Here is a 19576-nt window from a genome sequence, read left to right as displayed (position 1 = left end):
AAAATTATAACTTACAAAAGCTCTCAAGAAATTGGGAGCTTTTATTTTTTTAGAAATCTAGATTCGAGGAAACCTAATCCATAACCATAAAACTGAGTAATAGTCGTAACTATACTCAACAAAGCTACTTTTAGGTTTTTATTTTGAATAAAAGAATCTAAAAAAATAAAGAAAAAATAAACTCCATAAAAAGCTAACAGTTGCCAATACCCAAAGAACGTTGCGATAATAGCAATATCAACCCCAATTATAAATAAACTCGGAAACCAATAGGTTAGTTTGGCAGTTTCAGGATATTTTTTATTTAATACAGGTCTTGCAGTACCAAAAGCAAAAGTTTGCTTAAAAAACTGCTTAATTGTACTTCTTCGTTTATGATACACAAAAGCGTTTTCTATCAACTGTGTTTCAAAACCATTTTCCCATAAACGAAAAGTTAAATCAATATCTTCTCCGGCTTTCATCTTTGAAAAACCATTTGTTTTTTCAAAAGCAGTTTTTGATAACCCAAGGTTAAAACTTCTAGGTTGAAATTTACCTACCGATTTCTTTTTCCCTCTAATTCCTCCAGTTGTTAGTACCGAGGTCATCGAATAATTAATGGCTTTTTGTAAAGCAGTGAAATTAGGATGTGCAGCGTCTGGACCTCCAAAAGCATCAGTATAACTTTCGTGTAATGCTTTTTTTACTTCGGAAAGATATTTCGAAGGAATAATAACATCTGAATCTAAAATAATAAAATAGCTTCCTGAGGCTCTTTGCATTCCATAATTACGACTTGCTCCTGCCCCACTATTCTCTTTATAAAAATAGTTTAGATTGAGTTGTGAAGTATACTTTTTTACAATTTCTTCAGATGAATTTTCAGAACCATCTTCAACAATTAATACCTCAAAATTTTCTTGAAAACCTTGTTTTGTTAAGCTCTCCAATAACTCATCAACCTCTTGTGGTCGATTATAAACGGGTACTATTACTGAAAACTTCAAGTCCATTAAACCTAAAATCTTTGTTTAATTTGTTTAGCTATACCATCCCAAAGTTGTATTCTTTTTTGCAAAGACTCTTTAGCATAAAACAATACATCATCCCATTTTTGTTGATCATTACCACATAATTCTTCTATCATTTGTAACGATAATGGTCCGTGTTCCTCACCATCTAGTTCAATATGTCTGTTTAAATAATAGATAAGTTTACTGTAAGAACTTCCTTCTTTTTCTTCAGTATTTTTTACAATTTCTAAAAACATATCTGGTATTACATCTTCTCTTCCAAAAGTAAAACTCGATGCTATAATATGTGGTTGACTTGTTCTAATTACTTCAAAAGAAAAGTTTACAAAGTCTTTTACTTCTTCAATAATTGAACAATTTTGCATTGCCTCCTCAACTGGTTTTCTGTCAATAATACCCGAAATAAAACTTGAAATTTCATCGATACTTGCACCTGCTTGACGCATCGCATCAATATACATTTCAAAGTGACTTTTTGGTTCTCCTAATTCATTAACATCGGTTTCCTCTCCTAATACAATTTCATTGATAAAACGTGCCGTTTTGGTATTTACAGCAGGTAACCAAGGTAAACTCACACAAGTAAGTTCTCGTTGCAACGCTTTTAATAATGACATAAAATCCCACACAGCAAATACATGTGATTCCATAAAAATTTTCACATCGCTAATATCCTTTAACGAACTGTATAACTCGTGTTCTTTTAGTTGCTTTCTTAACGGAGCTAGCTCCTTTTCTATGTGTAAAATGTTGCTCATTTGTAACTATCAATAAAAAAAGCAAATCTAACGATTTGCTTTTTATCTATATTCTATTTCTATAAAGATCTTATTCTTCAGTAAACCTTTCCATTACTGCATCACTTACTCCCATATTAGAGAAACCTCCATCATGGAATAAGTTTTGTAATGTTACTTTCTTTGTTAAATCTGAGAATAATGAAATCGTGTAATCTGCGCACTCTAATGCTGTTGCATTTCCTAATGGAGACATTTTTTCAGCATACGAAATAAATCCATCAAATCCTTTTACTCCTTGACCTGCAGTCGTTGGAGTTGGTGATTGAGAAATTGTGTTTACACGTACTTTATGATCTCTTCCAAAGAAGTACCCAAAACTACGTGCAATGCTTTCTAAATACGCTTTATTATCAGCCATATCGTTATAATCTGGGAATACACGTTGTGCTGCCATATAGGTTAATGCAACAACACTACCCCATTCGTTCATGGCTTGTTTGTTATATAAAACGTTCATTACTTTATGAAAAGACACTGCAGAAACATCCCATCCTTTAGTTGTGAAATCGTATTTAGAATCTGTATAATGACGCCCTTTACGTACATTTACTGACATACCAATAGAGTGTAAAACGAAATCGATTTTTCCTCCTAAGATTTCCATAGACTTTTCAACCAAATTGTTTAAGTCATCCATAGAAGTCGCGTCAGCTGGAATAATTTCTGATCCTGTCTTCGCTGCTAAGTCTTTAATACCTCCCATACGCATTGCAATAGGCGCGTTGGTTAATACAAATTCTGCTCCTTCTTCGTGAGCACGTTCAGCAACTTTCCATGCAATAGAATTCTCATCTAATGCTCCAAAAATAATTCCTTTTTTTCCTTTTAATAAATTATACATATTTAAAATATTTTAGTCTATCGTTGTTTGTTCTAAAAGCAAATATACTCTTAATTTAATAATTCTTTTGCGTGAGTTAAAGCACTTTCAGAAACATCTTTTCCACTTAACATTTCTGCTATTTCTCTAATACGTTCGTCGTCTGACAGTAACTTTAAATTAGAAGTTGTTACTCCTTTTTCTTCACCTTTGAATACTTTATAGTGTTGTATTCCTTTTGAAGCTATTTGAGGTAAATGCGTAATGGTTATTACCTGCATATGAGCACTCATATCTTGCATTATTTTTGCAATTTTATTAGATACTTCTCCTGAAACTCCAGTATCAATCTCATCAAAAATAATAGTTGGTAATTGTATATTTTCTGATAATATTTTCTTGATAGATAACATGATTCGAGATAACTCTCCTCCTGAAGCAACTTTCTTTAATTCCCCAAAATTACCTCCTTTATTTGCTGAAAATAAGAACTGTAAATTATCTTTCCCGTTTGATAAGTATTCTCCTGACGGTAGTAATTCAATAGTAAAACGAGCATTTGGCATTCCTAACTCTGATAAAAGGTATTCTAACTCTTTCTTTAACTTTGGAATCACTTTGTTTCTCGATGCAGTAATCATCTTCGCTACTTCATCTAACTTCTTAGATACATCTTTAATTTCTGCTTCTTTTTGAGCCACTACTCCACCTGCATCTTCAACTTGTGCTACTTTTTCTGCTAACTCTTCATGAATTTTCTGTAATTCTGTTATACTTGACACAGAGTGTTTCTTTTGAAGATTATAAATTAGCTGTAACCTATCATTTAATTCTTGTATTTCATTCGGATTAAACTCTACTTCATCATTCGCACTTTCTAACTCAGAAACAATATCGTCTAACTCTATTTTTATACTTGTTACACGATTTGATAACTCTTCGTACTGTTTTGAATACGAACTGATTTTTTGTAGCTTAGTTTCTAATGAATTCAATAGATTTTGAAGCCCTATTTCTTCATTTACTGAAACTCCTAAAGCTTCTGATAAGTTCAGCTTTATTTCTTCAATATTATTTAATTTATCTAACTTTTCTTCTAAAACTTCTTGCTCTCCTTCTTGTAAATTAGTTTCTTCAAATTCATTAAACAAGTGTAAGTTATATTCGTACTGTTCTTTTGATTTTTCAGTTTCTTCTTGAAGATTTTTTAACTCTTTCCGTAAGTTATTATATGTACGTACCCCCCTCTTGTAAGAGGCTATTTTTGCTTGATTTTTTGCTAAGGCATCAATAACAGAAAATTGAAAAGATACATCTGACAATTGCACCGTTTGGTGTTGCGAATGAATATCAATCAACTTTGTTTTTAAAGCGTTTAATACCGATAACGTAACTGGTGTATCGTTTACAAAAGCACGTGATTTTCCGGAAGGTAAAATTTCTCTTCGGATGATGGTGTTTTTTTCGTAATCAACATCCAACTCTTCAAACAGCTCCTGTAAAGCATATCCTTCAACAGAAAATTGAGCTTCAATAATACACTTTTTTTCAGTGTCTTTTAAAGAAGATAAATCTGCACGATTACCCATTACTAGTCCCAAAGCTCCTAATAAAATGGATTTTCCAGCTCCAGTCTCACCAGTAATAATAGATAAACCGTTCGTAAAATCAATCGTTAACTGATTGATTAATGCGTAATTATGTATAGATAAATGTGTAAGCAAATTCTATTCTTTAGAGTGAATAAAAGTAAGGATTTTGAATGAATTAAGTCAAGCTAAAACAAAGGAAGTCTATTGATTTTTCAACAACCTATAAACGTCACATTTAAGGCCTTTATAACAAATCTTATTTTACTGAAGATTCTTCCACTTGTCTTTATAGGTAGGAGCAATTTTATTTAAAACCGTTATCATTTGCGATTGGCCTCTTGAAGGTGTTCCATCAGAAAACACATTCACAATTTCGTCTCCTTTGGCATCTAAAAAAACACGAATCATATAATTACCAATAGTAATATTGTGTAGCTTATCTAAATCTAAAACACTTTTTTCAATTGCTTCTTTTGCTGAATTCTTGTTATCTGCAAAATTATCGAAACCGTTACGGTGATAATTGTAATAAATACTACGTAAAGTACTAAACTTTGAAGACAGCAAATTATCTATCAAAGCAAAGCGATTTTGTTTTCCTACTTGGTTTTGCCAACCAGATTCTCCATTAGATTGTGCTAACAACATAATATTTTCTGCTTGTTTCAAATAGTTTTCTCCTCCTTTTAAAGCAAAAGTATCTGCATCAACTCCTAAAATTGCATATACATAAAAAGCAATAGCCGAAATTAAGTTCGATTCATAAACAGTTGGATTATAAATTAACGGATCGAACTCATTATAACGAAAGTTAAAATTTGTATCGTTAATATTTAGTACAGGTGTAGCATAGGTTGAATTATACACAGGCCTCGTTGATTGCACTTGTAAGCTTGCTGAAAAATTACTTCCGTTTTGCTCGTTTATAATAATATTAAATGCACAATTAATTCGTTCTTGCTGCTTAAAGTTTCTATTTGTCCATTGTTTATCATTAATAAACTCCGTTAATGCCTTTTGTAACGTTTGATAAACTTGCTTATTACTACTCTGTATCTTATCTGAATTGATAATTACAGTAGCATTCAACTCTTGTGAATAAGAAGAAAAAGTAACTGAAAGAAGAAAAACTATAAAGAAAAACTTACGCATCTAATTTTTGTATTATTTCGTTAACGATATCTTTTGATACTGCTTTTTTCGATTTTAAATCGAACGATTTTTCGTTAAAATCAGCATCAATAATTGTAATTTTATTAGTGTCGGTTGCAAAACCAGCACCTTTATCACGTAACGAATTTAATACAATAAAATCTAAATTTTTGCGTGTAAGCTTACTTTTTGCGTTTTGTACCTCATCGTTCGTTTCTAATGCAAACCCAACTAACAACTGATTTTTCTTAATTTCTCCTAGAGATTTTAAGATGTCTTTAGTAGGTTCTAACTCAATACTTAACGCTGATTCTTTCTTTTTTATTTTTTGGGTAGCTACATTTTTTGGTCGATAGTCAGAAACTGCTGCTGATAACACAGCAATATCAACATCTGCAAAATATTGATGACACGCCTCATACATATCTTGCGCTGACTTTACATCTACTCTATGAATAAATGAATGATTTACCTGCTGATGTGATGGACCTGCTACTAAAAACACCTCAGCTCCTAAATTAGCTGCTGTTCTTGCTATTTCAAATCCCATTTTACCTGAAGAGTGATTTCCAATAAACCGTACAGGGTCTATTGCTTCATAGGTTGGCCCTGCTGTAATTAGCATCTTTTTCCCTCGCAGTGGTAATTTAGATACGATATCTTTTTCTATAAAATCAACAATATCTTCTGGTTCTGCCATACGACCTTCACCAACCAATCCGCTTGCTAATTCACCAGAAGTAGCAGGGATTAAGATATTCCCAAAACTTTGTAAGCTTTCTAAACTGTTTTTTGTTGATGGATGTTGATACATGTCTAAATCCATCGCAGGCGCAAAATACACAGAGCATTTTGCTGATAAATAGGTTGCTAATAATAAGTTATCGCAAGTACCACTGGTCATTTTAGACAAAGTATTTGCTGTAGCTGGGGCAATTATCATTATATCTGCCCACAAACCTAAATCTACATGATTATTCCACAATTCATTTTCATCTTCTTTATCATAAAAAGTAGAATGAACTGGATTTTTTGATAAGGTGGAAAGTGTAAGAGGTGTTATAAAATCTTTAGACGCAGGAGTCATAATTACTTTGACTTCTGCGCCCGATTTTATAAATAAGCGAACTAAGTTCGCAGTTTTGTATGCCGCTATACCGGCGGTAACACCAAGTAAAACTTTTTTACCGCTTAGTACAGACATATTATTTTATCTCTGGAGTTCTATAATATACCTTGCCTTCTAACCACTCTTCTACAGCAATAGCGTGTGGTTTAGGTAAACGCTCATAAAATTTAGAAACTTCGATTTGCTCTTTGTTTTCAAAAACTTCTTCTAAACTATCGTTATAAGTAGCAAACTCATCTAACTTATCAACTAATTCCTTTTTTAAATCAGAATTAATTTGTGTAGCTCTCTTTGCTATGATAGAAATAGCTTCATAAATATTATGCGTTGGAGCTTCGATAGCTTCTTTGTTATAAGTTATAGTACTTAACGGCGCTTTCGTTTCTTTATAATCCATTTTTTAACTTTTAGCTAATTGTTCTTGTTCTTTGTTTAATGCTGCTAGCATTTCGTTTGATTCTTCCATGAATTTTGATTCTGGAAAATTCCTTTTTAATTTATCGTACGCTTTAACTGCTTCTTTAATTCTTTCTGATTTTCTACGTTGCGTACTTTTAATTGCAAAATCATGAGCTGCTTTTAAACGATAGTATAATGCTTCTTCTTTATACTTCGTTCCTAAATAATCTTCTAATAAGTTATCAAAGGCAACGATTGCCGCTTTGTAATTTCTAGGGTCATATTCTGCAGTTTTATAATATGTTTTTGCTATTTCAAAAGACTTCTTTTCAAGTTTTGCTCTTAACTCTGCATGATACTTGTTAGCTTCTTCTAATTTATTTGAATCTGGATAGTTATCTATAAATTTCTGAAAGGCCTCTAACGCTTTGTTTGTATCGGTTGGATCTAAACTAAAACTTGGAGCTGCTTTGTAATAGCTTAACGCTGATAAAAAAGCTGCTTCTTCTCTTTTAGAACTTTTCGGATAATTTCCTGTAAATCTATTAAAGTAATATCCTGCTAACCCGTAATTTTTCTCATTAAAGTTAGATTGAGAAACCATAAATTGAATACGCTCCATTTGAGGTTTACCTCTGTATGAAGGTGTTATTTTTTCAAACAAACGTAAGGCTTTACTGTACTTTTGAGCTTCGTACATTTTCACAGCCATTTTGTATTGGTCTTCTACAGTTCCTTTATTCAATACTTTTTGATATTCTCCGCATGAAGAAAGTACTAAAAGCATTACAGCAATATACGCTAGATTTTTCATTTTTTGCATCTGGCAAAATTAGTGATTAATTATGGATTATTAAAACGATTTTTTATCTCGTAAATAAGATTTACAAGAAACTACAAAATCTGTTATATTTTTTCCAAAGAACTCCTAAATGTTTGTTAATCTTATCCCTGTGCTCCCGAAGCAGATTGGGCTACTATTTGCTTTACATCATTATCAAATAAATACAACCCTCCTTTATCATCTCCAATTAGGTTAATTTTATCTAAAATGTTACGAGCTAATGCTTCTTCTTCTATTTGTTCAGATACGTACCATTGTAAAAAGTTATGTGTTGCATAGTCTTTTTCTTGTAGTGTAATATGTACTAAATCGTTTATTGATTTAGATACCATTACCTCGTGATCAAACAATGTTTGGAACATATCTTTAAAAGACCCAAACTTTGCAGGTGGTTCTTTTAAGTCAGAAATACGTGCATGTCCACCACGTTCGTTTACGAATTTTACTAATTTTAACATGTGCATACGCTCTTCATCTGAATGAGCATACATAAATTGTGCTACCCCTTCAAACCCTTGAATTTCTGCCCAACATGCCATTGCTAAATATACTTGTGAAGACTCTGCTTCTACTCTTATCTGATCGTTTAGTGCCTTTTCTATTACTTCTGATAACATATTTTCTATTTAAAAAGTTACTCTTTATACAAAGATGCTAAAAAAAGACTACAATAACGAAATTGTAGTCTTTTGTATTCTTTATTTTTGTTTAGACAGCTTATAGATTATCTATAAAATCTGATATTTTCGTTTGTAATTCTTCTGATGCTTTTACCAACGGTAAGCGTACCTCATCTAAACAGATTCCTAGTTTTTGTAATACAGCTTTAATTCCTGCTGGATTATTCTCTTCAAAAATAAGACCTACTACATCCATAAGCTTATAGTGAAGTTCATAAGCTTCTTTTGCCTTTCCTTCTAACCCTAACTGAATCATTTTTGAAAACTCTTTTGGCAGCGCTTGTCCTATTACTGAAATAACTCCTGCTCCACCTGCTAAAGCCACTCCAACAGCTAAATCATCATCACCTGAAATTATTAAAAAGTCTTCTGGTTTGTCTTTTAACAACTCATAGTATTGTTGTTGATTATTTCCTGCCTCTTTTACTGCAACAATATTTTCAAAATCTCTTGCCAATCGTAACGTGGTTGCGGGTTCCATATTTTTTGCTGTCCTACCAGGAACATTATACATAATAATTGGTTTAGGACTCGCTAAAGAAATTGCCTTGTAATGCTGATAAAATCCTTCTTGCGTTGGTTTACTATAATAAGGAGCAACGGATAAAATTCCGTCTATTTCAGATAGATCTAAAGATTGTAATTCTTCAACAACTGTTTGTGTATTATTACTTCCAACTCCTAAAACTAACGGTAAACGTCCTTTATTTTCAGTAGCAATTACTTTAATTATTTCAATTTTTTCTTCCTTAGTAATTGTAGCACTTTCTCCAGTAGTTCCATTTATTACTAAATAGTTTGTACCGTTTTCAATATTATAATTTACTAACTTTTTAAGCGCTTCAAAATCTACACTTAAATCTTCATTGAAAGGAGTTACTAAAGCTACCCCAGTTCCTACAAACTTTTGCATTATATTTTATTTAAAATCGTTAGGTATTTTTTTAATTCTTGATTTAAAACTGCTTCGTTAAAACTATCATCAGACACTACTATATCGTACAATCTGTCATCAATTTCTGCAAAACTAGCTTTAATATCTGCTTGTGATAACAAAGTTACCACATTCGTTAATAAGTTTGACGTTTTTGTATAGTTTATGAGTAAGTCATATTTGTTTTTAACGAAATTTTTTAAATTGTCGGATTTTAAACTCCCATTAAAACCTAAGTCTTTTTCAGTGAAAAAATGAGGAGAGGGTTCTTCTTTTTTTGAGTACTCTTTGTAAACTAGTACTCTTATATCTATTTTTTCAAAAGGAAAATTGTTTGTCAAATTGGCTATAACTACATTTACTAAAGCTTCATTATCTAGTAATATAGCCACGCTTTTAACTTTGGTTTCTTTATGCGGAGTGTTTTCTTTTTTTACAACTAGTTTGTCGTATGCTTTCTGAATAGATTTTTTCTTTAAAGTACTTATCATTTGTAAAAATTACGAATAGCTAATTTATGTTATTTCTCTTCAATTTCTAGTAATATAAATTGATTTAACTGCTTTCCATACAATTGAAAATTATCATCAGCTGCTAAGATTAACGATTTGTTTCCGTTTGCTAGTTTTGGCCCAAAAGCAATCGCTTCAATATTATCGATAATTCCATCGGTTAATTGATTCTCAACAGTACTAAAATCTAGTAATAGTTCTTTTTTTAACAGTGTATATTTTTCGTTTTTTAAAGATTGTATTTCCAAAGTATTTGTTGAAGTTTCATCAATAGTTGCTTTAAATATTCTAACGACATTTCCATGGCTTCCATAACCACTTTGATATGCTCTCTCAATTATAAAAAAATGGTTTTTCTTATATTCTAAGATAGCAGTGCTTCCATTCAAGTTTATTTTTCCTTTAGCTGGTTTATCAATCTTCTCTAATTGATAGGCAAACTGTTTAGTTGCTTTTTTTGATTCGTTATCAAAATACGTTATTCTAACAGGTGATTCTGTTTCATGAAATGTTGGTTCTTCCCCATCTACTTCTAAAGGAGCTTCCATTGCTACCCAAAAACCTTTTCCATCAAAACTTTTTGAAGAGCCTTCAAAAATTCCATTATGTTTTGGTTTTGCTTCTGATGTTGCTTTAAAATAATTAGGTATTTTCACCTCTCTTTTAAAACTTCCATCTGTATGTATTTCAAATATACTTGGGTCTTTTTTATATTGAATAGAACCTTCACTCGTTAAATTAATTGTTCCTTTATCAACAAAAATAGATTCTAAATCTAATACATGATTTTTAGTAAACTGACTTGTTGTATCAACTACGATAACTTTTTCAAAGTCTACAGATTGAATCGAATCATTTTCAACAGAAATATTACCTATTAAAATTCTTGGATTAGTAGCATCGTCAACTACCATGTAGTAATTATTATTGTAAAAATCAATCCCTGAAATCCCACCAATTACAGTATTATTAATAACTAAAGAATCATTTATCACATATTCATCTAAAAACTTAAGTGATATTTTTTGTTGTTTACAAGCTAACAAACCAAAAACCGACAGGGCAAGTACTATTTTTTTCATACCTACAAAAGTATTGTTTTTAGTTTATGTAAGCATTAAAAAATGCAACGTCTAATTCAATAGATTTAGTTAATTATGAAAAAATATATTCTTTTAATTTTAAAATTGATAGCTGCGATTATAATGCTTCAAACGTTATTTTTTAAATTTACTGGAGCTCAAGAAAGTATTGCTTTATTTACTAAAATAGCTGGAAATAATGAAGCTTACATGCGAATAGGCACTGGTGTTTTTGAACTAATTGCTTCTATACTTTTATTTACCCCTAACAGAACCTGGTTGGGTGCTTTGTTAACTATAGGTTTAATGGCAGGAGCAATTATGAGTCATTTAACCATTTTAGGTATCGAACATAATGGAGATGGCGGCACTTTGTTTATAAGCGCAACCGTAACTTTTATCTCAGGAATAATTTTATTGATTTTCTATAGAAAAAACATCCCGATAGTTGGATACAAACTATAACTTTACAATACAAAAAAGGACAGCTTTAGAACTGTCCTTTTTTTAATTAATTTACTCCTATAAATATTTCTACTTCAGCATTTGTTGAATCCGATGCTTTTGCACCATATACTTCATAATCGGAAGTATAAGCTCTGTTAATATCCTCTTTCCAAATCTCTAGCCATTTATCATAAACCACACCCTCAGTTAAATTACCTTGTGCTATATATTTCTTATAGTCTGGAGCTTCTATTCTCTTATACGTCATACCTTCTGGAACAGTAGCTATATCTTTTACTTTACAACCAATGATTGTTGTATATGGCTTGGTATGGTCTGATTCATAATCCGTATACACAGCATAGATTTCATTGGAAGATTTATTCGGGATTTGTTCGGTTATGTTTTCAGACATAAATCGTTGCCATAAAGCAGGGATATCTTTTGCTGCTTGCTGATTCTCGTTAGTAGTTCTTACTGAAACTCCTACTACGTAAAACGTTTTTTTTTGTTCTGTACTCATCTTTTGTTTTTTAATTTTCAACAAAAGTAAAACCCCACTATGTCAACCCTGTGTCAGGGGTACACCATACTTTTCTTGACATATTTTAAAATATTCTTCCAAGGTTATTTCATGAGGAGTGAATACATCATTTAAAACCCTCATATTCTGAATACAATCTAACCTAAATACCCGAAATTCACTTCTCAATTGGCAATACGCTATTAACAACCAGTTTTCGTTGGTGCTATATAAAGCAAAAGGTTCTACTGTTCTCTTTGTAAAGTTGTTTTCAAGTGATAAATAATCTAACTCTAGTAAATGAAAATTTGTAATTGCTGACTGAATTTGAATTAAGTAATTACTTGATTGTTCTTTTTCTGTATTTGCTCTAAAAACAATTCTCTGGGAAAGTAAATCTACCTTATCTTTTTGCGAATATCTTAAAACTGCTTTAATTTTAGTTATAGCTTCCCTGTAGTTTTCAACTAATGAAGTATCTTTGTTTTTCAAAATCAACTGCTCTGCTGTTATCAGTGCATTGGCTTCTTCTTCTGAAAACATAATTGGCGGCAACTGATATCCTTCTTGTAAAAAGTACCCTTTTCCTTCTTCGGTAACTACCGGAATTCCTGAGTCTTCAAGCGTTCTAATATCTCTGTAAATTGTACGAACACTTACTTGAAACTTTCTTGATAATTCGGTAGCTGTAACTAACCTTTTTGATTGTAGTAAAGTTACAATTTGAGTTAACCTTGTTAACCTCGGCTTTTCCATTAGAAAATTATTTTTCTTTAGCTATGATTGCTTTAACAATTAAGTATTGAGAAACAATATACAAGATGATTATAGCAATATCAAACAACCTTTTAGGTGTATAAAAGTTATTTAATGCTATTAGGCTATCAGATGTAATAAATAAAATAGCTCCTAATAACAACCATGAATTCGCTGTGTTTTTTTGCTGACGATAATTTAGTAATGCCGCTGTTCCAAATGTTGAAATAGCTATTCCATACACCAATACAGGGAGCAACATGTCTCCTAAATTATTATAAATTAAACCTAACAATCCAACAAATAACAATACAAAAGGAATGGATGATGTTAGTGTTTTTATCGCTGAATCTTTATACAAGAAATTGGTAGTTATTTTTATGTAAACAACATGAGCAACCAAGAATGAGGCTAAACCAAACACAAAAAAGTTTGTTTTATCTAATAGAAAAACATCTCCCCAAAATGAGAAAAACAACGCTGATAACAACCAAAAACTAGGCTTTTTTACAGATGCTAAATACACTACCGCTAGTGATGTCATTAGTAAGGGTTTAAAAATCATTTCTACAGTTTTATTTTGTACAATTACTGCATACACATCAGCAATAGCAACCAATAAAAACACGATGGATGCTACGGTTACTTTAGTTTGTTTGGTCATGTTTTTCTATTAATTTAAAAGATTACTTAATCTTATTTGAAACAATCTAAAATTTTTTTTAAAAAAATTAACTAATCATATCAATAAAATCTTGTTCCGAGATAATTGGAATTCCTAAACTTTCAGCTTTTGTAAGTTTACTTGGCCCCATATTATCTCCTGCAATGATATAGGTGGTTTTTTTGGAAATAGAACTCGATACTTTTCCTCCATTATCTTCAATCGCTTTTTTAAGTTCGTTTCTACTCATTTGATGAAAAACTCCTGAAACCACAAATACTTTCCCCGCTAACTTATCGGTTTGTCCTTCTAAGCTTTCTGCAGAAACTTCTAACTGAACTCCGTGTGATTTTAATCGGTTTACTAAATCGATATTTCCTAAATCATTTGAAAAATCAATAATACTTTGTGCAATTCTATCTCCAATTTCATCAACAGCAATCAGCGTTTCTAAATCAGCATTCATTAAATTATCTATCGATTTAAAATGTTTTGCTAATTTTTTTGCCACGGTTTCTCCTACAAATCTTATTCCTAAAGCAAATAATACTTTTTCAAAGGGAATTTCTTTTGATTTCTGAATTCCTTCAATCATGTTTTGTGCTGACTTTTCTGCCATTCGTTCTAAAGGAATTACTTGTTCTACTGTTAAATCGTACAAGTCAGCATAGTTCTTTATCAATCCTTCTTTACGTAATAAATCCACAGTTTCACCTCCTAAACCATCAATATCCATGGCTTTTCTACTGATAAAGTGCTTGATTCTTCCTGTTATTTGTGGTGCACATCCAAATTCGTTCGGACAATAATGTTTTGCATCTCCTTCAGTTCTCACCAACTCGGTATGACATTCAGGGCAATATTTAGCATACTGTGTAGGAACAGAATCTACTGGTCGCTTTGTTAAATCAACAGCAATAATTTTCGGAATAATTTCTCCTCCTTTTTCTACGAAAACCGTATCTCCTATTCGTACATCTAATTTTGCTATTTGATCTGCGTTATGTAATGAAGCTCTTTTTACAATCGTTCCTGCCAATTGTACAGGTTCTAAATTAGCCACTGGCGTAATTGCTCCCGTACGCCCTACTTGATAGGTAATTTCATTTAATATTGTTGAAACTTGCTCTGCTTTAAATTTATAAGCGATAGCCCAACGTGGTGCTTTTGAGGTATACCCTAATTCATCTTGTTGTTGGTATGAATTTACTTTTACTACTACCCCATCTGTTTCATAAGGTAATGTATGGCGTTTTACATCCCACTCGTTTACAAAGTTTAGTACCTCTCCAATAGATTTTGCTAAAGCAATCGTATCTGGAATTTTAAATCCTACTTTCCTAGCAGCTTCCAAACTTTCAAAATGTGATGCATATTTGCGTTCATTAGTTACCACTTGATACAGTAAACAATCTAATGGACGTTTCGCAACCTCAGCGCTATCTTGTAGTTTTAAACTTCCACTAGCTGTATTACGTGGATTTCTATACGGTTCTTCTTCATTCGCCACTCGCTCTTCATTCATTCTATGAAAACCCTCTAATGGTAAAATGATTTCTCCTCTCATTTCAAAATCGGTAACGAAATCACTATTAGGTAATAAAGGGATAGATTTTATGGTACGAATATTCGTAGTTACATTATCTCCTTGAAACCCATCACCACGAGTTACCGCTTGTACAAATTGACCATTTTCATAAGTAAGATTAATAGAAGCTCCATCGTATTTTAATTCGCACGTATATTCGATATCTTCTGTTCCTAAAATTTTCTGAATACGCTTTTCCCAATCCAATAAATCTTCTTTAGAATAGGAGTTATCCAACGAATACATTCTATTTTTATGAGTAACGGTGTCAAAGTTTTTGGTAACCTCTCCTCCTACTCGTTGTGTTGGTGAATTTGGATCGAAATATTCTGGGTTCTCGTCTTCTAATTGCTGAAGCTCTTTTAATTTAATATCGAAATCATAATCGGATATGGTTGGTGCATCCAACACATAATAACTATGATTGTGTGTATGTAACTCTTCTCTTAACTGTTGTATCTTCTCCTGAACTGTCATCTAACTATTTTCTAACGGTACCTGTAAAATGATTAATTTTTGAATTGATTGGATTTCCTGACGCTCGTCTAAATGATGCTAATTGACCTGCATGCCAAATAGCATCGGCAATAGGTCCGTTAATAGCATTCCATAATGGAAACTCTTTTTCTCCAAAGATTATTTTAAATTGTGACACATCATCACTTCCTCTCAAAATATCACTGGCTTGTTTTAAGTTTTCTAAGGTTGTTTTTCTTTTTTCAGCAAAGGTCATTTCAACCTGTTGTTTTTCATTAGGTTTATTCAAAGTAGCATTTAATACTACTTGCGACAAGCTTAAAACATGGTCTATTGTTTCTCCCGTAGTTTTTGCTTCTGCACTTGGTTTGTACTCTAAATCTTTCTCTGTTAAACCTTCTGTTGCCCAATAATATCGAAAACCTAATCCATCTATCATTCTACTAATCACAGAACCTGAAGTGAATTCTTTAGCTTCTTTCGGTATTTCGTAATATGGTAATTTAGATTGTGCGTTTGTTGTTATTGCTGCGAATAACAATAGCATGGGTGTAAGTACTGCCTTCATTAAATCTTATTTTTGACGCTAATTTAAGGAAAAGATTTATGAGTAGTATATATAAAATAATGTCTATTAAAAATAAAAAAACCGAGGCAATCCCTTACCTCGGTCGTTAAAAAACAAACTATGTATGATAGTTTATTTTTTTAACCACATAGTATAGATGGTTTCTTTATTTCTTGCTGAAACTAGTAACATTGTTTCGCTAATTTTTTCAATTTTTAAATTTTCTTCAAAGCTTTTATTATCAAACTCTAGCTCATTTGTATCTGTAATTAACTTCCAAGTACCGCTACCTCCTTTATTACTCATCATTACCTGATACCTTCCATCAGGACTCAATTCTAACCAACTCTTCCCTTCTGAAAACTCAAATTTTTCATTTCCAATTTTCATTGAATCTACAAACCATTTACCAGAAACTAGTGTTTTTAATTCTTGAGAATAACTTAGCGAAGTAGCACCAAGCATTAGAAATAGTAATATAATTACTTTTTTCATTGAGGGGACATTTTTTAAGGGATTACTCTTAGTCAAATATACTAAAAAAGCCGAAGCAAATCAATGCTTCGGCCATTTTTATCTGTTTTAAACTTATTTTAATAATAAGTATAACGACGTACTTTAGCAATATGTTTTGCTAAACGCATCACCTGGTGTGAGTAACCGTACTCATTATCATACCATACGTAAATTACAATGGTATCTCCATCTGCAATCGTAGCCTTACTATCAAAAATAGACGGTGCTGTTGTTCCTACAATATCAGAAGACACTAATTCATTACTTAATGAATATTGAATTTGCTCGACTAAATCTCCTTCTAAAGCATATTGCTTCATGATAGCATTTACAGATTCAACTGTCGCTGGAGTTTTTAGCTGTAAGTTTAAGATAGCTAACGATCCGTTTGGTACTGGTACACGAATAGCGCTTGATGTTAATTTACCTGCTAACGCTGGTAATGCCTTTGCTACTGCCTTTCCTGCTCCAGTTTCAGTAATTACCATGTTTAAAGCTGCAGCTCTACCTCTACGGTATTTTTTATGCATGTTATCAACCAAATTTTGGTCGTTTGTATATGCATGAATTGTTTCTAAGTGTCCTTTTTTAATTCCGAAATTATCTTCTAACACACTTAATACTGGTGTAATAGCATTCGTAGTACATGAAGCTGCTGAGAAAATATTGATATTATCAGGATTGTTTTCTCCATGGTTTACTCCGTGCACAATGTTAGGTACACCTGCTCCTGGAGCTGTTAACAACACTTTACTTGCTCCTTTTGCTTTTAAATGACGGTTTAATGCTTCTTCATCTCTAAAAGCACCAGTGTTATCTATAATTAACGCATCGTTAATTCCGTATTGTGTGTAGTCAATATCTTCAGGTTGTGCAGCAGAAATCATATATACAGTTGTACCATTAATGATTAATGCATTGTTATCAGCATCTACTTGAACTGTTCCTAAGAAATCTCCATGAACTGAATCTACACTTAATAAAGAAGCTCTTTTCTCTAATACTGTTTGATCTATTTTACCACGAGTAACTACTGCTCTTAATCGTAATTGAGAACCTTTACCCATCTTACTACTCAACTCACGAGCTAGTAAACGACCAATACGTCCAAAACCGTATAATACTACATCTTTTGGCTGAATGTTTTCTGCTTCAGTTGCATCTTTTAGTTGCTCTTTCACAAAAGCTACCTTATCTGCTGATGCATCATCTTGTAAGTGAAATTCGTAAGCTAATTTACCAATATCTAATTTTGATGGTGGTAAATCGATTGATTGAATTGCTTTAGCTATCTCTAAAGCATCTTCTATTGTTATTGGTTTGGCTACAAACTCTTTAGCGTAATCGATTAAGTTTAAAACCTCACTAGCTCTTTTATCTACTAATGGATTTCTAAATAATACTAACTCTATAGATTTATCGTACCATAAATCGTTAACGATGTTAATAAACTCAACCGTAGCTCTTCGAACTTGCGCTTGATTTACTACTTCTTTTTCGTAATTTGTTATTGTTGACATAGTTGTGTGTTAACTAAAAATTAAAAAATTTGTGCAAAAATAGGTATTTCTTCTTTATTTTTTATGGGTTTTATAAAAGAAAAAGCCTCGCTAAAATGATTTTAACAAGGCTTTTACTTTAAAGTATATTATTTATTCTTCTATAAACTTTTTTATACTAGGTATTAATACCTAAACCTTTCAATTTGACCAGATGGACTAATCATTTCTAATAAAAGCCTTTTACCACTACCATACGAACGATCTAACATACTAACAGCTTCTTTTGCTGACATAACTTTCTTTCCGTTAACTTTAGTTAAAATGTACCCTTTTCCAACTTCAAACTGTTTGAATGCCATATTTTGAGTACTCTTTATCTTTGCTCCTCCGTCCAATTTAAACTTTTTCCTATCTTCTTTTGTAAGATCTTCAAACTCGGTTTGTAAAACTCTACTTACAGGCAACTTTATAAGTTTAGTTAACTTAACTACTTTGGTAAGCTCTTCTCCATCCCTGTCAATTATTACATTCACGTATTCTCCAGGTCTTTTTGCTGTTAACTGTCCTTTCAAGTCAGAGAACTTAGAAATCTTCACATTGTTTACTTTCGTAATAACATCTCCTTCTTTTAATCCAGCTTTTTTAGCGCCTCCTTCTTCGAATATTTCTTTAATTTTAACTCCTTCAATGTCTTTTATTTCTGTATCAATACTAACTCCTAAAACGGCTTGTTGTACCGTTCCAAATTCTAACAAATCATCTACTACTTTTTTTGCGATATTAGATGGCACCGCAAAAGAATAACCAATAAAAGAGCCAGTTCTTGAAGAAATAGCCGTGTTAATTCCTATTAATTCCCCTCTTGTGTTTACCAATGCTCCTCCACTATTCCCAGGGTTTACCGCAGCATCTGTTTGAATAAATGAATCTATATTTGTATTTCCATCTAAATCACGCCCTTTTGCACTTACAATACCTGCAGTAACGGTAGATGTTAAATTGTATGGGTTTCCTACTGCCAGCACCCATTCTCCTACTTTAATATTATCAGAATTTCCAAAAGGTAAATTTGGCAAATCAAAATCAGCCTCTACTTTTAACAAAGCGATATCATTACTTTTATCTGCTCCAATTAAAGTCGCTTTTAATTTCTTTTGATTATTTAATGTAATTTCAATATCGTTTGCCCCATCTATTACATGATTATTTGTTACAATATATCCGTCAGGAGAAATAATAACACCACTTCCTGTACCTACTTGTTGATACTTCCTAGTTCCGCTTCCTCTACCATAAAATAATTCAGCTAACGGATTTTGTTGTGTTCTTATCGATGTATTTTTAACGTGAACAACTGCATGTACTGTTTTATCAGCTGCTTCTGTGAAGTCAGTTGGTGTTGATGTTGAGTTTATTACTGTTGGCGTATAACTTGCCTTTACTGTTTGCAGTGTTGGTTCTACTGCTTTCTCTACAATAACTTGCGGTTCTTCTATCAATGTTTTGTATCCTGCAAGTGCTATTGCTCCTCCTAAGATTGCAATTCCTAAAGTTCCAATAATTTTCTTCATATGC

The 19576-nt window shown here is 32.0% G+C and carries 21 protein-coding genes; 1 reads left to right on the top strand and 20 read right to left on the bottom strand.

Translation table 11 applies throughout. The features are described 5' to 3' along the window. Positions 1-41: 41 nt before the first annotated feature. The 12 genes from ACQYZ7_RS07015 to ACQYZ7_RS06960 all read right to left on the bottom strand — a co-directional run bounded on the left by ACQYZ7_RS07015 (position 42) and on the right by ACQYZ7_RS06960 (position 10960). Positions 42-995 (bottom strand): glycosyltransferase, encoded by a 954-nt coding sequence (locus tag ACQYZ7_RS07015; RefSeq protein ID WP_430729058.1) that lies wholly within the window; start codon positions 993-995, stop codon positions 42-44. A 5-nt stretch (positions 996-1000) separates the two neighbouring features. Then, positions 1001-1774, bottom strand: coding sequence for a DUF3050 domain-containing protein (locus tag ACQYZ7_RS07010; protein WP_430729057.1), 774 nt, complete (start codon positions 1772-1774; stop codon positions 1001-1003). A gap of 70 nt (positions 1775-1844) precedes the next feature. Beyond that, positions 1845-2657, bottom strand: coding sequence for an enoyl-ACP reductase FabI (locus tag ACQYZ7_RS07005; RefSeq protein ID WP_303508846.1), 813 nt, complete (start codon positions 2655-2657; stop codon positions 1845-1847). Positions 2658-2707: 50 nt separating this feature from the next. Then, positions 2708-4360, bottom strand: coding sequence for a DNA repair protein RecN (recN, locus tag ACQYZ7_RS07000; RefSeq protein WP_430729056.1), 1653 nt, complete (start codon positions 4358-4360; stop codon positions 2708-2710). Between the two features lie 129 nt (positions 4361-4489). Beyond that, positions 4490-5380 carry a DUF4835 family protein gene (locus ACQYZ7_RS06995; protein WP_430729055.1) on the bottom strand — a complete coding sequence of 297 codons (891 nt, stop codon included), beginning with the start codon at positions 5378-5380 and terminating at the stop codon, positions 4490-4492. Further along, positions 5373-6584 carry a bifunctional phosphopantothenoylcysteine decarboxylase/phosphopantothenate--cysteine ligase CoaBC gene (gene coaBC / locus ACQYZ7_RS06990; RefSeq protein WP_430729054.1) on the bottom strand — a complete coding sequence of 404 codons (1212 nt, stop codon included), beginning with the start codon at positions 6582-6584 and terminating at the stop codon, positions 5373-5375. Before coaBC ends, ACQYZ7_RS06995 begins: the two co-directional genes overlap by 8 nt. 1 nt (position 6585) lies before the next feature. Continuing rightward, positions 6586-6906 carry a DNA-directed RNA polymerase subunit omega gene (locus ACQYZ7_RS06985; protein WP_430729053.1) on the bottom strand — a complete coding sequence of 107 codons (321 nt, stop codon included), beginning with the start codon at positions 6904-6906 and terminating at the stop codon, positions 6586-6588. Positions 6907-6909: 3 nt separating this feature from the next. Beyond that, a complete protein-coding gene (locus tag ACQYZ7_RS06980) occupies positions 6910-7722 on the bottom strand; it encodes an outer membrane protein assembly factor BamD (protein ID WP_430729052.1) in 813 nt (270 codons plus the stop codon). Positions 7723-7853: 131 nt separating this feature from the next. Next, positions 7854-8369 carry a ferritin gene (locus tag ACQYZ7_RS06975; RefSeq protein WP_430729051.1) on the bottom strand — a complete coding sequence of 172 codons (516 nt, stop codon included), beginning with the start codon at positions 8367-8369 and terminating at the stop codon, positions 7854-7856. A gap of 100 nt (positions 8370-8469) precedes the next feature. After that, on the bottom strand, positions 8470-9345 hold the full coding sequence (gene dapA, locus ACQYZ7_RS06970; RefSeq protein ID WP_430729050.1) for a 4-hydroxy-tetrahydrodipicolinate synthase: 876 nt from the start codon (positions 9343-9345) through the stop codon (positions 8470-8472). Further along, positions 9345-9857 (bottom strand): DUF6913 domain-containing protein, encoded by a 513-nt coding sequence (locus ACQYZ7_RS06965; protein WP_430729049.1) that lies wholly within the window; start codon positions 9855-9857, stop codon positions 9345-9347. Before ACQYZ7_RS06965 ends, dapA begins: the two co-directional genes overlap by 1 nt. A gap of 29 nt (positions 9858-9886) precedes the next feature. Then, positions 9887-10960 (bottom strand): esterase-like activity of phytase family protein, encoded by a 1074-nt coding sequence (locus ACQYZ7_RS06960; RefSeq protein ID WP_430729048.1) that lies wholly within the window; start codon positions 10958-10960, stop codon positions 9887-9889. A gap of 75 nt (positions 10961-11035) precedes the next feature. Here ACQYZ7_RS06960 and ACQYZ7_RS06955 point away from each other — a divergent pair, with 75 nt between their 5' ends. Next, positions 11036-11425 (top strand): DoxX family membrane protein, encoded by a 390-nt coding sequence (locus ACQYZ7_RS06955; protein ID WP_430729047.1) that lies wholly within the window; start codon positions 11036-11038, stop codon positions 11423-11425. A gap of 46 nt (positions 11426-11471) precedes the next feature. On the opposite strand, the gene ACQYZ7_RS06950 is transcribed toward ACQYZ7_RS06955, so the two are convergent. From ACQYZ7_RS06950 to ACQYZ7_RS06915, 8 genes are all read right to left on the bottom strand, one after another. Continuing rightward, positions 11472-11930 (bottom strand): GyrI-like domain-containing protein, encoded by a 459-nt coding sequence (locus ACQYZ7_RS06950; RefSeq protein ID WP_430729046.1) that lies wholly within the window; start codon positions 11928-11930, stop codon positions 11472-11474. 42 nt (positions 11931-11972) lie between these two features. Then, positions 11973-12686 carry a helix-turn-helix transcriptional regulator gene (locus ACQYZ7_RS06945; RefSeq protein ID WP_430729045.1) on the bottom strand — a complete coding sequence of 238 codons (714 nt, stop codon included), beginning with the start codon at positions 12684-12686 and terminating at the stop codon, positions 11973-11975. A gap of 7 nt (positions 12687-12693) precedes the next feature. After that, positions 12694-13350, bottom strand: coding sequence for a lysoplasmalogenase (locus tag ACQYZ7_RS06940; protein ID WP_430729044.1), 657 nt, complete (start codon positions 13348-13350; stop codon positions 12694-12696). Positions 13351-13417: 67 nt separating this feature from the next. After that, on the bottom strand, positions 13418-15415 hold the full coding sequence (gene ligA / locus ACQYZ7_RS06935) for an NAD-dependent DNA ligase LigA (RefSeq protein ID WP_430729043.1): 1998 nt from the start codon (positions 15413-15415) through the stop codon (positions 13418-13420). Positions 15416-15419: 4 nt separating this feature from the next. Continuing rightward, on the bottom strand, positions 15420-15983 hold the full coding sequence (locus ACQYZ7_RS06930; RefSeq protein WP_430729042.1) for a hypothetical protein: 564 nt from the start codon (positions 15981-15983) through the stop codon (positions 15420-15422). 132 nt (positions 15984-16115) lie between these two features. Next, entirely contained in the window at positions 16116-16478 is a 363-nt protein-coding gene (locus tag ACQYZ7_RS06925; RefSeq protein ID WP_430729041.1) for a hypothetical protein, read from the bottom strand. A gap of 98 nt (positions 16479-16576) precedes the next feature. Continuing rightward, positions 16577-18019 carry a glyceraldehyde-3-phosphate dehydrogenase gene (locus ACQYZ7_RS06920; protein WP_430729040.1) on the bottom strand — a complete coding sequence of 481 codons (1443 nt, stop codon included), beginning with the start codon at positions 18017-18019 and terminating at the stop codon, positions 16577-16579. Positions 18020-18183: 164 nt separating this feature from the next. Then, positions 18184-19572, bottom strand: coding sequence for a trypsin-like peptidase domain-containing protein (locus tag ACQYZ7_RS06915; protein WP_430729039.1), 1389 nt, complete (start codon positions 19570-19572; stop codon positions 18184-18186). Between the last annotated feature and the right edge of the window lie 4 nt (positions 19573-19576).

Source organism: Tenacibaculum sp. SDUM215027 (assembly GCF_050566205.1).
GTDB lineage: Bacteria > Bacteroidota > Bacteroidia > Flavobacteriales > Flavobacteriaceae > Polaribacter.
This window is presented reverse-complemented; position numbering and strand designations above follow the sequence as displayed.

What these genes read in the sequence shown, in the direction of transcription:
- ACQYZ7_RS07015 (WP_430729058.1), bottom strand. Translation starts at nt 995, where the DNA reads ATGGACTTGAAGTTTTCAGTAATAGTACCCGTTTATAATCGACCACAA.
- ACQYZ7_RS07010 (WP_430729057.1), bottom strand. Translation starts at nt 1,774, where the DNA reads ATGAGCAACATTTTACACATAGAAAAGGAGCTAGCTCCGTTAAGAAAG.
- ACQYZ7_RS07005 (WP_303508846.1), bottom strand. Translation starts at nt 2,657, where the DNA reads ATGTATAATTTATTAAAAGGAAAAAAAGGAATTATTTTTGGAGCATTA.
- ACQYZ7_RS06995 (WP_430729055.1), bottom strand. Translation starts at nt 5,380, where the DNA reads ATGCGTAAGTTTTTCTTTATAGTTTTTCTTCTTTCAGTTACTTTTTCT.
- coaBC (WP_430729054.1), bottom strand. Translation starts at nt 6,584, where the DNA reads ATGTCTGTACTAAGCGGTAAAAAAGTTTTACTTGGTGTTACCGCCGGT.
- ACQYZ7_RS06985 (WP_430729053.1), bottom strand. Translation starts at nt 6,906, where the DNA reads ATGGATTATAAAGAAACGAAAGCGCCGTTAAGTACTATAACTTATAAC.
- ACQYZ7_RS06980 (WP_430729052.1), bottom strand. Translation starts at nt 7,722, where the DNA reads ATGAAAAATCTAGCGTATATTGCTGTAATGCTTTTAGTACTTTCTTCA.
- ACQYZ7_RS06975 (WP_430729051.1), bottom strand. Translation starts at nt 8,369, where the DNA reads ATGTTATCAGAAGTAATAGAAAAGGCACTAAACGATCAGATAAGAGTA.
- dapA (WP_430729050.1), bottom strand. Translation starts at nt 9,345, where the DNA reads ATGCAAAAGTTTGTAGGAACTGGGGTAGCTTTAGTAACTCCTTTCAAT.
- ACQYZ7_RS06965 (WP_430729049.1), bottom strand. Translation starts at nt 9,857, where the DNA reads ATGATAAGTACTTTAAAGAAAAAATCTATTCAGAAAGCATACGACAAA.
- ACQYZ7_RS06960 (WP_430729048.1), bottom strand. Translation starts at nt 10,960, where the DNA reads ATGAAAAAAATAGTACTTGCCCTGTCGGTTTTTGGTTTGTTAGCTTGT.
- ACQYZ7_RS06955 (WP_430729047.1), top strand. Translation starts at nt 11,036, where the DNA reads ATGAAAAAATATATTCTTTTAATTTTAAAATTGATAGCTGCGATTATA.
- ACQYZ7_RS06950 (WP_430729046.1), bottom strand. Translation starts at nt 11,930, where the DNA reads ATGAGTACAGAACAAAAAAAAACGTTTTACGTAGTAGGAGTTTCAGTA.
- ACQYZ7_RS06945 (WP_430729045.1), bottom strand. Translation starts at nt 12,686, where the DNA reads ATGGAAAAGCCGAGGTTAACAAGGTTAACTCAAATTGTAACTTTACTA.
- ACQYZ7_RS06940 (WP_430729044.1), bottom strand. Translation starts at nt 13,350, where the DNA reads ATGACCAAACAAACTAAAGTAACCGTAGCATCCATCGTGTTTTTATTG.
- ligA (WP_430729043.1), bottom strand. Translation starts at nt 15,415, where the DNA reads ATGACAGTTCAGGAGAAGATACAACAGTTAAGAGAAGAGTTACATACA.
- ACQYZ7_RS06930 (WP_430729042.1), bottom strand. Translation starts at nt 15,983, where the DNA reads ATGAAGGCAGTACTTACACCCATGCTATTGTTATTCGCAGCAATAACA.
- ACQYZ7_RS06925 (WP_430729041.1), bottom strand. Translation starts at nt 16,478, where the DNA reads ATGAAAAAAGTAATTATATTACTATTTCTAATGCTTGGTGCTACTTCG.
- ACQYZ7_RS06920 (WP_430729040.1), bottom strand. Translation starts at nt 18,019, where the DNA reads ATGTCAACAATAACAAATTACGAAAAAGAAGTAGTAAATCAAGCGCAA.
- ACQYZ7_RS06915 (WP_430729039.1), bottom strand. Translation starts at nt 19,572, where the DNA reads ATGAAGAAAATTATTGGAACTTTAGGAATTGCAATCTTAGGAGGAGCA.